Consider the following 12660-nt stretch of genomic DNA (forward strand, 5'->3'; position numbering starts at 1 on the left):
TTAAAACTTTTAATATTCACAAAACAAAATTATTTGGCATACAAGCGATGCTGAGCCAATTCTACCGAAATTGCGCCAACGTTACCCGCGCCTTGTGTTAATAACAGGTCATTTGCTTGTAACACTTTTTGTAAAACGTTCGGTAAATTGCCTTCCACTGGATCAACCAAAATCGGTTCAACATCACCACGTAGACGAATACTACGCGCTAAAGCACGACTATCAGCACCCACAATCGGCTTTTCACCTGCTGGATACACTTCCAGTAATAACAACTGATCCACTTGTGATAACACATCAACAAAGTCATCAAAACAATCACGGGTACGGCTAAAACGGTGCGGCTGGAACAACATCACTAAACGACGGTCTGGATGGCTGGCACGCGCTGCCTTAATGGTTGCTTCAACTTCTTTTGGATGGTGACCATAGTCATCCACCAATTTCACCAAGCCTTCATCAACCTCAAATTCGCCCTGAACTTGGAAGCGACGACCAACACCACTAAAGCCTTCTAAGGCACGGCAAATCGCGCCATCAGACACGCCTTCATCAGTCGCCACGCCAATCGCAGCAAGTGCATTCAAGACATTATGCAAACCTGGTTGATTGATCGTAACGCGTAATGGTTCGCGATCTTTACGCAATACGGTAAAATGCGACTGCATGCCTTCTTGTGCAACATCCACTGCACGGATGTCATTGTCTTCAGCAAAACCATAGGTCAACACTGGACGGCCCACACGCGGCAGAATCTCACGGATATTGGCATCATCGCCACAGACCACAGCCAAACCATAGAATGGCAGGTTATGTAAGAACTGAATAAAAGTATCTTTTAGCTTATCAAAGCTACCTTCATAGGTATCCATGTGATCTGCATCGATATTGGTTACGATCGCAGCCATCGGTTGCAAATACAAGAATGAGGCATCTGACTCATCCGCTTCCGCCACAATAAAACGACTTTCACCAAGCGCTGCATTCACCCCAGTACTATTCAGCAAACCACCGATCACATACGTTGGATCAAGGTTTTCTTCCGCCAACATGGTGGTCAATAAGCTTGTCGTTGTGGTTTTACCATGCGTTCCCGCAACCGCAATACCATGACGGTAGCGCATCAACTCACCCAACATTTCCGCACGACGCACGATTGGCGTACGTTGTTCGATAGCTGCTTTAATCTCTGGATTTTCAGGATCAATCGCAGTCGACACCACCAATACATTGGCATTTTTAATATTGTCAGCTGAATGGCCAATAAATACTTTAATACCATTCGCTTCGAGTTGAGCTGTGGTTTTCGACGCTTTAATGTCTGAGCCTGAAATTTTATAACCTTGGTTACTCAATACTTCGGCAATACCACACATCCCCGCACCACCAATACCAACAAAGTGGATATTTTTAATACGGCGCATTTCTGGCACTTTAATCAGCTTTTTGGCTTGGTTTGGATTTGTAGGAGACATAAATAAACTCGAATTACAATTTTTTAATCAGATCAACCACATGCTGTGTTGCATTCGGTTGTGCTTGTTGACGTGCTTTTACCGCCATTTCAGAGAGTAGCTGACGATTTAATAAGGTCGCTAATAACTCATCTAAAACAGCAGGTGTCATGTCTGCTTGCTGGCAAATCTTGGCTGCGCCAGCATTGGCCAAGAATTTCGCATTTGCGGTTTGGTGATCATCCACCGCAATCGGTAAAGGCACAAAAATTGCGGCCAAACCTGCGGTTGCCACTTCAGTCACCGTTAAAGCACCGGCGCGGCAAATAATCAAGTCTGCTTCACTATAAGCTTTTGCCATATCGTGAATAAACGGCTCCACCTGAATGTCCAAACTGGCAGGTGCACCTTGATACAATGCACGCGTGGCATCTTGCTTGTTTTGACCACACTGATGGAACACCTTCAACGGAACATTGACCTTTTTCAAAGCTTCAGGCAAACGCTCATTCAATGCTTGTGCGCCGAGTGAACCACCAACAATTAGAAGGTTGATGGGCAATTGTTCCTGTTCACGAGTTTGATAGCGCCAAGAGGGATTCAAAATCGCCGTGATTTCCGCACGCACAGGATTACCTGTAGTCACGACTTTATCACTGTTTGCAAATGTATTTGGAAAAGCCTGACACACGGTTTTGGCAATACGTGCCAATTGGGTATTGGTAAATCCTGCAATGGCATTTTGCTCATGAATCAGCACAGGAATACCCAGCAAACGTGCAGCCAAGCCACCTGGGCCTGCCACATAGCCACCAAAACCCGCCACAGCATCAATCTTGAGCTGTTTCATATAACGCATGGCGCTGAGCGTGGCTTTTAAAATTTTAAACGGTGCACTGAGTTTACGAACTAAGCCATTGCCGCGTACACCTTGAATATCAATTTGATAAATTGGAATATTTTGATCTTTGAGCAACCGATTTTCCATTCCCGTAGGCGTCGCTAACCAAGAGACTTGGCAGCCTTCCTGTTGCAGCTGTTTGGCAACAGCAAGCGCGGGAAACACATGCCCACCAGTACCTGCGGCCATCATCATGACATGTTTGGGTTTGTTCTGCGGTGAATTGGTCACGGTCTAATTCTTCAACTCAAAAAAAGAAGGTTATCGTCTATTGTTTTCGAGCGTTATTTTAATCCTAAAGCTTCATTCACGAAAAGCGAATTTCACCTGTTTACAACAGAAAGCTGTGCTTTTTTCGATTCTTTGTTAAAAACAAGGTTCTGCCAATATACAAAAGCCCATTTGCGTCCAAATTTTGATGGAATACAAACGGGCAATTCGGTCAAAAATGCAACTTTTTTTAGTTTTTACGACCTGCTTCTAAAACATCGAAAAGATCGTCGGCAATCGAGGTGCCAAATTGCGCATCAATCTCACGGATACAGGTTGGGCTGGTCACGTTAATTTCAGTCACATAGTTACCAATCACATCCAAACCAACAAAGACCAGACCTTTTTCACGCAGGAATGGGCCGACTTTTGCAGCAATCAATTTATCATTTTCAGTTAGTGGACGGGCCTGACCTAAACCACCTGCCGCCAAGTTACCACGCACTTCGCCATTTTGCGGAATCCGTGCCAGACAATATGGAATCGGCTCACCATTGACCATCAAGATGCGCTTATCGCCTTCGACAATTTCAGGGATATAACGTTGCGCCATAATTGGACGTGTGCCCATTTCGGTGAGCATTTCCAAAGTCGAACCAATGTTCACGCCATCTTGGTATAAACGGAAAATGCCCATACCGCCCATGCCATCCAAAGGCTTCACAATCACATCGCCATGTTCTTTGATAAATTCACGAATCAGGCTTTGTTGTGAGGTTACTAAAGTTGGGACTTGTAGCTCTGGGAACTGCGTGGCGAACAGCTTTTCATTACAGTCACGTAGTGATTGTGGTTTGTTAATAATCCACACGCCTTCACGCTCGGCCTGTTCCAAAATATAGGTGGTATAGACAAAGTTCATGTCGAATGGCGGGTCTTTACGCATCAACACCACATCGTAATCCGCCAACGATTCTTTGCGCTGCTCGCCTAACTCATAGTAATGGTTATAGTCTTCAAATACTTTTAAGGGTGAGATCAGGCCAAAGGCTTTGCCTTGGTCGATATATAAATCGTGTTGTAATGCATAACCCAATTCATGTCCGCGACGGCTGGCCGCCCATAACATCGCCATAGTTGAATCTTTTTTGAGATTCACAGTTTCAATCGGGTCCATCACTACAAGTACACGCATAATCTGACGCTCGTATTTTTAATCTTGGCAAAAAGTATAGCGAAGTTTGCGGTCAATCGTGAAACAACTTGTATAAATCTTAAAGATTAAAAAATCTATTTTGTTCAATTAATTACAACATATTAAAAATATTCAGCTTTATGATTTAATTTGTTTCGGATGAGGAAATCACCAGTGGATGCATCGTAGACCAGTCATTTCCATTTTCCTCATTTTCCAGCCTATTTATCGCAAAAGCTTTTGAATATCTTTGGCAATTTTTTCAGGTTTGGTGATTGGGGCATAGCGTTTGACCACTTCACCGTTTTGATTAATCAAGAATTTAGTGAAGTTCCATTTAATGCTGCTGCCTAACAGACCTTTGGCTTCAGAAGTGAGATATTTATACAAAGGATGTGCGGTTGGGCCATTCACATCAACCTTGGCAAACATCGGAAACGATACGCCATAATTGCGCTGACAGAAGCTGCCAATTTCTTCATTGCTCGATGGATCTTGGTTGGCAAATTGATTACATGGAAAACCGAGAATCACCAACCCTTGTTGTTGATAGTCCTGATATAACTTTTCCAAACCTTCAAATTGTGGCGTTAGACCACACTGGCTTGCGGTGTTCACCACCAATAAAACTTTGCCTTGGTAATCTGCGAGGTTCTTTTGTTCGCCTTCTAACAGTTCAGCCTGAAAATCATAAATCTTGCTCATAGGTGTTCTCTCTTCTATCCAATCTTGGATGTAATCAAAATCGTTTGCTGAATAATTCAGCTTGCCTATTTAATATTTCACACAATTATCTTGTGTGCAAGTTAATTACACACAATATACTTTTTACACAATCCCATTTATACTGAATGTTCAACAACCGAGTCGAGGACAAATCATCATGGCTGAAGTTTCATTTTTGGATAACCAAGTGTGTTTTGCCATGTATTCCGCGACCAATGCCATGATTCGCCAGTACCGCCCTTTACTTCAGGAATATGATCTAACCTATCCGCAATTTATTGTGTTGTTGGCTTTGTATGAGCAAGACAATGTGATGTTGTCTGAAATCGGACAAAAGACTTTTTTTGATTCGGGAACGCTGACACCGATTATTAAAAAACTCGAAGAGAAGCAGTTTTTAAAGCGTGTTGCGGTCAAAGAAGATGAGCGGATGAAGAAAGTGATTTTGCTGGAAAAAGCACTGACTTCAAAAAATGAAATTACCCTGATTCCATTTAAGCTCGCCTGCTCATTGGGTATGGACCCGAATGATCTCTTGGCGATTCATAACTTATGCCATGGTTTTTTAAAGGGTTTGGAACAATCTAAACTCGAGTCTCTGGAAAATTAAATGCAGCAAGCGATTGTCGGTTTTCATCTCGATGAGGAAGGACATTACGTTGCTGATCTTGCTTGTGGGCATGGGCAACATGTGCGCCATGATCCACCGTGGCAAAATCGCCCTTGGGTGTTAACCAAACAAGGACGTAAAGAAAAATTAGGCGTGATGTTGGAATGTAAAAAGTGTGAGGATGTATAAGAGATTTCATGTTAAATGAGCAATTAGATAAAATTTTTGATATGGAGATGTAGGCAAAAATTTATTCGGCCTTTAAAGTAATGAATTGGGTCATGTTATATTTAATGGTAATTGCAAACCAACAAAGCACCAATTTTCATAATGATTTTACTTCTTGACATTGATGGAGTTCTGGAAAATTCTCCCTCTTGGAAAAAACCAGAGTTCCTAGAAGACAAATTCTATAAATTCAATGAAAACTCTCTAAAAAACCTCATTGAAATTATTGACAAAATAAATCCTGAAATCATTTTGACAACTACTCACAGAGTTAATTACAACTTAATGGAATGGAAGCAAATTTTTGAATTGAGAGGTATACATGTTGGTAAAATATCTAAAATAAATGACGCGAAAAAAGCAATCGACATTAAGACGAGAAATGTTGAAATTGAAGAATGGTTTTCAAATAATAAAACTGCTGAATTTTTAATTCTTGATGATGATAAAAGTCTAAACGAACTAACAGATAATTTAAAAAACCGTTGGATACAAATAGACTCTATGCTTGGAATCACTGAACCAATAAAAAATCAAATATTGGAAAAAATAAATAATTTAAACTACCGTTAACACGGTATTGCCAAAAGCGGATCTAAAGTGCAATTTTTTATTGGCTGATGCTGTTATTTGCTTCAGCTTCAGTGGTTTTAGAACATTTTTCATCGATGCTATATTTTTCACGATAAGCTTACATATATGCCAAAGCATATTCTAGAACAATAATTTTAATTATTGACCTCAAGCCAACTTGAGCTTTTATAGTTACCCATTGATCTAAAATATACGAGTAGATGGATGGATAACTCAAATAAAACGTTTCTCATATACGGCGTCAGCAAAGGTCTAGGCAAAGCCATTGTTCAAACTGTACCAAAGCCAACAGATACCATCTATGGCATATCTCGCACCCAACCACAAGAAATTCCAAACTTAAACTGGATTTGTGCTGATCTATCCAAACCAGATCAGGCTGTAAGCGATGTAAAAACGGCAATTGGACAACAAAAACTTGATGTGCTGATTTACAATGTCGGTATTTGGGAACAACAGGCTTTTAGCGATAACTATAATTTCGAAGTGGTTTCTGCTGCTGAAATCAACCAAATCATCAATACCAATATCAGCACCTGTATCCTTTCAATTCAATCTCTTATTGAAAATCTAAAACTCTCCAATAATGCCAAAATTATTCTGATCGGTTCCACTTGGGGTGTTGATAATCATAACGGTAAAGAACTTGTTTTCTCGGCAACTAAATTTGCGTTAAGAGGCATTGCACACTCACTACGAGAAATCTTGCGTGAGCACTTGATTGGGGTCAGTGTGCTGAACTTGGGCTATCTGGCCAGTGAATATGAAATAGATAAACCCACTCAAGATGTTTTAGAACAAACCGAATATTCTCTTATTCCATTAGCCGATGTAATTCAGGCCATTCATTTTATTATTTCAACGAGCAAGGCAAGCTGCGTTAAAGAAATCCTGATGCCTGCGATGTTGGACCAGAATGTTTAGCTGTTTATAAATACTCTAAATAGCCAACATAAGATGAGCCAACACATTCCAAGCCGATTAAGCGCTAAGTTATATTACAAATTTGCTATAAGAATGAAGCCTAATCGTTTAATAAGACTTTTGTGTAGTTTGGGAAAGCTTAGTTTTATCAAATATATTCCCTAATCGCAGCTCCCTATATTCTCTTTAGCTATTTGTTTTTTATTTAAATTTATAAATTACAACTATTTTTAATAAGTGTTTTGACTATTGAAATTTTGCAATTTATATTACCCAACATCGAGTAAAATCAAAGATAGTTGAATATGAAAAGTAATAAAAAAGCCATTTACCCCTTGTTACTGAGTGCGGGTATTTTATCAGCTTGTGGTGGTGGCTCGTCTAGTAGTACAACATCTACAAATCCTCCTCCTAATCCGAAACCTATTGAAAATGTATTAAAAAAAGAACTCCTGTATGGGAAGTTTCAGATCAGCAACTCAGGTATTAGTTCTCTCAACAACCTAGATGTAACGCCATTGTTTGAAAAAAGCATTATTGATTTTAAGGCTAATAATAATGATGTTTGGCAACTGAGCATTAATACACCAAGCATAGAAGGCGAAGCACATATAAATCCTTTAACAACTTTCGGTTTAGCTATTGACCCAAAAGACCCATCAAAAATAACAGGCCTAAGTTTGAGCACCAATGAAGTCTATCTTTTCTGTGATAAAAACTGTTCAGAAACCTATCAGTACAAGTTAACGAAAGAAAAAGATGGAAAAACTTATTTTGTTCTAAATGCAAATGGTAAGGCTTTAGGCTCTAATCGTAATGAGCAAAAAAATACATTTTTGGAAAATTCAAAAATTTTAGGACAAATTAAAATTGAAATAGATCCAAATTGGCCAGTATTCCAAAATAAAGAGCGATTCCATATTCTATCTGTTATCAAAAATGATCTAGCTATTAATAGTCAGAAGATTACTTTAAAAGCGATTAATGATCCAAAACCTTATTTTAGTGATCCAAATAGATTACAAATATTATTTGAATTAAACAAAAAATTGCAAGAGCTTGATTTCGGCAATAAAAACCTATATCGCAATTCAGATTATCTAAAAGAAGGCTACGACTTTATTAATATTTATGAGGCAGAGTGGGGAACTGATCATATATTTAAAAATAATGAGGATACAGGCATTCAAAGCCTAAATATTATTAAAAATATATTTAATGCACCATTTGGGTATATTGAAGGACCTGAACTTAAGCTATCTGGTAGTTTCGAACAGGAAATTCCCTACGGAAAAGTCATTACAAATACAAATGAAGTGTTCACCACTATAGACACTAATTTATACACAAAGAATCAATATAAATTTTTCCATTTCAGTAATGAAATTTTAAGAATTGATCTGAATGTTCGCTTAGACACAACAACTAAAAAAATTAACCTTGCTTATCAAACACCTAAAAAAGATCAAATCAACATTAATTTATTTGAAAAATGGAATTGCAAAACTGTAAATGATGATTGTAGTGGAATCAGTATTGATGAGAAGAAAGGAACCATTCAATTTAATAACGTTGTCCTTGAAGATGGAAGAAAATTAAATGGAGAATTAAAAAATGTGGGTATCCCTGCTTTACCTAGATACTAACCGTCAATCATCTTAAATAAAAAAGGAAGCTTCAGCTTCCTTTTTTATTACACCTAAAACTTAGATGCCATATTTTTCACGATACGCCTGCATATTGGCTAAAGCGTCTTTTTCACCTTTTGCATCCAAATAATCCATCAAATCTTTCATGGTAATGAGAGCATGCACAGGGATTTCGAGTTCTTTTTGCACTTCCTGAATCGCAGAAAGCTGACCTTGACCACGTTCTTGACGATCTAGCGCAACCAATACACCTGCAATTTCAGCACCTGCATTTTTTAAGATGGTCACGACTTCACGAATCGCAGTGCCCGCAGTGATCACATCATCAATAATCCAGACTTTTTGACCTGCAACCGATGCACCCACCAAGACACCGCCTTCACCGTGATCTTTGGCTTCTTTACGGTTAAAGCCCCATGGTACGCTTTTGCCATGCACTTGAGACAATGCCACCGCTGTTGCTGCGACAAAAGGAATCCCTTTATAGGCTGGGCCAAAGATCACACCAACATTGTCACACTGCACCAGTTTATCGGCATAGCCTTGCGCTAACAACGACAGTGCTTCACCATCGTTTAACAAACCTGCGTTAAAGAAATAAGGACTGACACGGCCTGATTTTAAGGTAAACTCACCAAATTTAAGCACTCCACGTGATAATGCGAGTTCGATAAAAGCTTGCGGATGAAATGACACAGGCGTTGTCATATAAAGTGCTCCAAATTCTTCAATTGAGGTTAAACAGACGTATGATACCAAAGGATAGCTATCCAAGTGATGTAAAAATTCTTCGAGTCGTTTCAATTAACGTAAATGGCTTGCGCTCATCAGTCACTAAAGGTCTACTCGAATGGTTAGAACAGTCGGGTGCCGATGTGGTGTGTATGCAGGAAAGCCGCATCACCCATGAACAATGGACCGATAAATTTAAACCTGAAGGTTGGTATACCCACCTGTTCCCTGCTGAACGTGCGGGCTATGCAGGTACAGCGATTTATAGCCGTCTGCCATTCGTTTCAGTGAAAGATGGTCTAGGTTTTGAACTGGCTGATTCTCAAGGGCGTTTTACGACTGCTGAATTTGATTTAGGGCTGTCACAAACTGTTCATATTGCCTCGTTATACTTGCCATCAGGATCAAGCGGTGACGAAGCACAAGCACGCAAAGACGTGTTTTTACAAGAATACGCCAAAATACTCAAACAGTGGCGAGATGAAAATAAATCAATCATTGTCTGTGGGGATTACAATATCGTGCATAAACGCATCGATATTAAAAACTGGTCAGGTAACCAGAAATCTTCTGGGGTTTTGCCACATGAACGTGCTTGGCTCGATCATATGTATGACGAGTTAGGTTATGTGGATACTTTCCGCGAAGTTCGCCCTGAAGCAGAATTGTATTCATGGTGGTCAAATCGCGGTCAAGCGCGTGCGAAAAATGTTGGGTGGCGTATCGACTACCATTCATGCTCTCCAGACTGGAAAGCACGTACAACAAATGCATGGGTGTATAAAGAACAATGGTTTAGCGACCATGCCCCCGTAATTATCGACTATAAAATACACGAATAAGTGAACACCTGTTCACTTTGATCGCTTCTTTAGCTTACATAACTTGTCGCTTTTGTGTATTTTTATTTCGCATCTAGAACGGCATTATAGCTTCACGGCACAGGGAAGCGGTCAGGATGACCAAAAAGGGATAGGACGCCGTAGGAAGATAAAATAAACTTAGATTAAGTTTATTTGCATGGATGAGACATTGGACGTTGAAATGAGACCCGCATAATCAGGAAGATTATATGCGGGTTTTCTCTTTTCTAAATCTTAGATTTTCTTTCTTGGCTTTGTCTTTAGCTTTTCTGCTCAAAGCGCATGATCATTTTCGTCATTCAATTGTTGCTGCATACACCCTAACGATCAACTTGATAAAAAATTTCAACTGGTACACCACCCTTCTTTTGCGTTAGGCTTTGGTTCATCTCTTTTATTCTTTTTATGGTTTTCGCTATGTTTAAAATTTACGGCATTAAAAATTGTAATTCGATGAAAAAAGCCTTTGATGCCTTACAAGCCAACGGCATCAATTACGAATTTCATGATTATAAAAAACAAGGCATTGATGCAGATACTTTAGCGATCTGGTTAAAAGAGATTGGTGCGGACAAAGTACTGAATAAAAAAGGTACCACATGGCGCAAACTCACTGCCGATGAGCAAACACACGCGACCATCAATGAACAGAACCTGATTGACACCCTGATCGCGCAGCCTAGCCTGATTAAGCGTCCTGTGCTGCAAACACCACAAGGTTTCGTGATTGGTTTTGATGAAGCCACGTATCAAGCTCTATCCGCTTAAATTCTATAAATCAACAGCAATAAAAAACCGAGTCTTAGAACTCGGTTTTTTATTATTTAAATCTGGCTTAGTTGGTACGAATCCAAGTTTGGTTACGACCTAAAGCAGCGACACCGATATAGCCACGTAATTTCAGCTTTTTACCGCCTTCGATGATTTCAGCTTTCAATTTATAGGTTTTACCATTTTTAGGATCGATAATTGAACCACCATCGTAGTTCACACCACCGACATTTTTCAGGCCATTTACGATAGTCACGCCTTTCAGTGGTTTGTTATGGTAAGTTCCTTCACATTTAGAACAAGCATTTTCCTGACCTGCTACTAAATATTTTTGAATCGACGCCGTTAACGTTCCATCCTTTTGCTCCGTGAACTTCACGATCGCCTTTGGCTGTTTTGTTTCATCATCAATTGTCTGCCAAACAGTGCCATTCAGCGCATCCGCTGCATTGGCAAAAGTTGTCAAACCGAGCAATCCAAATGCTAAAGCAATTTTCTTCATTTTTGTAATATCCTTAAGGGGTCTTTCAAACTGAAAGTATTGAGAACTTCAATCAATATTGCAATTCTTGATTATGACTATTTGGTATAACCTGAGTAAGAGTGTCATAGCGCACATTTTTTCAGATTTTATCGTCGTGCTTAGACATAGCTTATTTTCAAGAACTTTCTTATTGCTATACTGATCTAACAATATGGAAAAATTATGAAATTTGCTACTGTTTGGAAATATTATTTTACTGAATCCTTACTTAAAGCGACGATTCGGACACCTAGTCAATTTAACTTGGCCCCAAATGCATTACGTCCGTTGCTCGATCAACTGTGTCGTCTATTTCCACAAGATTCAACAGTACAAGTCCGCCCAATCCGTCTAGCGGGTGTACGTGGTGAAGAAATCAAAGCCCAAGCCGCGGCTACACAACTGATTTTCCATATTCACGGTGGTGCTTTTTTCCTCGGTAGTTTAAATACTCATCGTGCTTTGATGACAGATATTGCTGCACGTACTCAAATGCAAGTGATTCATGTCGATTATCCACTTGCACCTGAACATCCATACCCTGAAGCGATTGATGCGATTTTCGATGTCTATCAAGCGCTGCTGGTACAAGGCATTAAACCGAAAGATATTATTATTTCAGGCGATTCTTGCGGTGCTAACCTTGCCTTGGCGCTGTGTTTACGCCTCAAACAACAACCTGAACTGATGCCAAGCGGCTTGATTCTGATGTCGCCTTATCTTGATCTCACCTTAACCAGTGAATCGCTACGCTTTAACCAGAAACATGATGCCTTATTGTCTATTGAGGCCTTACAGGCAGGCATCAATCATTATCTTACCAATAATATTCAAGCCGATGATCCACGTGTTTCACCGTTGTTTGATGATTTAAAAGGGCTTCCACCCACCTTGGTGCAAGTCGGCTCTAAAGAAATTCTATTGGATGATTCAAAACGCTTTAGAGAAAAAGCCGAAAAAGCCGATGTCAAAGTTCAGTTCAAGCTGTATACCGGCATGTGGCATAATTTCCAGATGTTTAATGCTTGGTTCCCTGAGGCAAAGCAAGCTTTGGCAGATATCTCAGAGTTTGCACATGCACTCGATCGTGACTAAGCAAAATAAAATTGTGTAAAAAATGGTCAGCTATGTCTGACCATTGTCATTCTTAATTCCCTTTGGTCATCATAAAATAAAATTGATTGGATATTCTGATAAGAGCTGATTTATCAAAGAATTTTTCCCGTCCTGATTTGCATTAAAAAGCCCAGAGCTAGACTTTTTTCTCATTCTAAAGATGT

At 39.7% G+C, this 12660-nt stretch carries 14 protein-coding genes; 8 read left to right on the forward strand and 6 right to left on the reverse strand.

The features are described from left to right. Positions 1-29: 29 nt before the first annotated feature. The 4 genes from murC to F902_RS05160 all read right to left on the reverse strand — a co-directional run bounded on the left by murC (position 30) and on the right by F902_RS05160 (position 4465). Positions 30-1475, reverse strand: coding sequence for a UDP-N-acetylmuramate--L-alanine ligase (murC, locus tag F902_RS05145; RefSeq protein ID WP_004803601.1), 1446 nt, complete (start codon positions 1473-1475; stop codon positions 30-32). A 13-nt stretch (positions 1476-1488) separates the two neighbouring features. After that, the gene (gene murG / locus F902_RS05150; RefSeq protein ID WP_017402156.1) at positions 1489-2586 is read right to left on the reverse strand and encodes an undecaprenyldiphospho-muramoylpentapeptide beta-N-acetylglucosaminyltransferase; all 1098 of its coding nucleotides are present in this window, start codon (positions 2584-2586) and stop codon (positions 1489-1491) included. 229 nt (positions 2587-2815) lie between these two features. Further along, positions 2816-3760 (reverse strand): glutathione synthase, encoded by a 945-nt coding sequence (gene gshB, locus F902_RS05155; protein WP_005201597.1) that lies wholly within the window; start codon positions 3758-3760, stop codon positions 2816-2818. A 225-nt stretch (positions 3761-3985) separates the two neighbouring features. Next, entirely contained in the window at positions 3986-4465 is a 480-nt protein-coding gene (locus F902_RS05160) for a glutathione peroxidase (RefSeq protein ID WP_005201599.1), read from the reverse strand. 178 nt (positions 4466-4643) lie between these two features. Here F902_RS05160 and F902_RS05165 point away from each other — a divergent pair, with 178 nt between their 5' ends. The 5 genes from F902_RS05165 to F902_RS05185 all read left to right on the forward strand — a co-directional run bounded on the left by F902_RS05165 (position 4644) and on the right by F902_RS05185 (position 8488). Next, the gene (locus F902_RS05165) at positions 4644-5096 is read left to right on the forward strand and encodes a MarR family winged helix-turn-helix transcriptional regulator (RefSeq protein WP_005201600.1); all 453 of its coding nucleotides are present in this window, start codon (positions 4644-4646) and stop codon (positions 5094-5096) included. Next, complete coding sequence (locus F902_RS05170) at positions 5097-5285, forward strand: DUF3565 domain-containing protein (protein WP_005201601.1); 189 nt, start codon at positions 5097-5099, stop codon at positions 5283-5285. 141 nt (positions 5286-5426) lie between these two features. Next, positions 5427-5897 (forward strand): HAD domain-containing protein, encoded by a 471-nt coding sequence (locus F902_RS05175; RefSeq protein ID WP_005201603.1) that lies wholly within the window; start codon positions 5427-5429, stop codon positions 5895-5897. A gap of 225 nt (positions 5898-6122) precedes the next feature. Continuing rightward, the gene (locus F902_RS05180) at positions 6123-6842 is read left to right on the forward strand and encodes an SDR family oxidoreductase (protein ID WP_005201604.1); all 720 of its coding nucleotides are present in this window, start codon (positions 6123-6125) and stop codon (positions 6840-6842) included. Positions 6843-7147: 305 nt separating this feature from the next. Continuing rightward, positions 7148-8488, forward strand: a complete 1341-nt coding sequence (locus tag F902_RS05185) for a hypothetical protein (RefSeq protein WP_005201605.1) — start codon at positions 7148-7150, stop codon at positions 8486-8488. 60 nt (positions 8489-8548) lie between these two features. Here F902_RS05185 and pyrE read toward each other — a convergent pair whose 3' ends face one another. Beyond that, positions 8549-9199: an orotate phosphoribosyltransferase gene (gene pyrE, locus F902_RS05190; protein ID WP_004657130.1), complete on the reverse strand. Its 651-nt coding sequence runs from the start codon at positions 9197-9199 to the stop codon at positions 8549-8551. Positions 9200-9240: 41 nt separating this feature from the next. Here pyrE and F902_RS05195 point away from each other — a divergent pair, with 41 nt between their 5' ends. Continuing rightward, entirely contained in the window at positions 9241-10065 is an 825-nt protein-coding gene (locus tag F902_RS05195) for an exodeoxyribonuclease III (protein ID WP_005201607.1), read from the forward strand. Between the two features lie 438 nt (positions 10066-10503). Then, entirely contained in the window at positions 10504-10854 is a 351-nt protein-coding gene (locus tag F902_RS05200) for an arsenate reductase (protein ID WP_005201608.1), read from the forward strand. Positions 10855-10921: 67 nt separating this feature from the next. Here F902_RS05200 and F902_RS05205 read toward each other — a convergent pair whose 3' ends face one another. After that, on the reverse strand, positions 10922-11359 hold the full coding sequence (locus F902_RS05205; RefSeq protein WP_004803572.1) for a DUF2147 domain-containing protein: 438 nt from the start codon (positions 11357-11359) through the stop codon (positions 10922-10924). Positions 11360-11563: 204 nt separating this feature from the next. Between F902_RS05205 and F902_RS05210 the strand changes: the two genes are divergently transcribed. Next, entirely contained in the window at positions 11564-12475 is a 912-nt protein-coding gene (locus F902_RS05210; protein WP_005201609.1) for an alpha/beta hydrolase, read from the forward strand. Positions 12476-12660 lie beyond the last annotated feature (185 nt).

It is taken from the genome of Acinetobacter higginsii (genome assembly GCF_000369525.1).
GTDB lineage: Bacteria > Pseudomonadota > Gammaproteobacteria > Pseudomonadales > Moraxellaceae > Acinetobacter > Acinetobacter higginsii.

Coding starts and splice junctions, on each gene's coding strand:
- murC (WP_004803601.1), bottom strand. CDS start 1,475: ATGTCTCCTACAAATCCAAACCAAGCCAAAAAGCTGATTAAAGTGCCA.
- gshB (WP_005201597.1), bottom strand. CDS start 3,760: ATGCGTGTACTTGTAGTGATGGACCCGATTGAAACTGTGAATCTCAAA.
- F902_RS05160 (WP_005201599.1), bottom strand. CDS start 4,465: ATGAGCAAGATTTATGATTTTCAGGCTGAACTGTTAGAAGGCGAACAA.
- F902_RS05165 (WP_005201600.1), top strand. CDS start 4,644: ATGGCTGAAGTTTCATTTTTGGATAACCAAGTGTGTTTTGCCATGTAT.
- F902_RS05170 (WP_005201601.1), top strand. CDS start 5,097: ATGCAGCAAGCGATTGTCGGTTTTCATCTCGATGAGGAAGGACATTAC.
- F902_RS05175 (WP_005201603.1), top strand. CDS start 5,427: ATGATTTTACTTCTTGACATTGATGGAGTTCTGGAAAATTCTCCCTCT.
- F902_RS05180 (WP_005201604.1), top strand. CDS start 6,123: ATGGATAACTCAAATAAAACGTTTCTCATATACGGCGTCAGCAAAGGT.
- F902_RS05185 (WP_005201605.1), top strand. CDS start 7,148: ATGAAAAGTAATAAAAAAGCCATTTACCCCTTGTTACTGAGTGCGGGT.
- pyrE (WP_004657130.1), bottom strand. CDS start 9,199: ATGACAACGCCTGTGTCATTTCATCCGCAAGCTTTTATCGAACTCGCA.
- F902_RS05195 (WP_005201607.1), top strand. CDS start 9,241: ATGATACCAAAGGATAGCTATCCAAGTGATGTAAAAATTCTTCGAGTC.
- F902_RS05200 (WP_005201608.1), top strand. CDS start 10,504: ATGTTTAAAATTTACGGCATTAAAAATTGTAATTCGATGAAAAAAGCC.
- F902_RS05205 (WP_004803572.1), bottom strand. CDS start 11,359: ATGAAGAAAATTGCTTTAGCATTTGGATTGCTCGGTTTGACAACTTTT.
- F902_RS05210 (WP_005201609.1), top strand. CDS start 11,564: ATGAAATTTGCTACTGTTTGGAAATATTATTTTACTGAATCCTTACTT.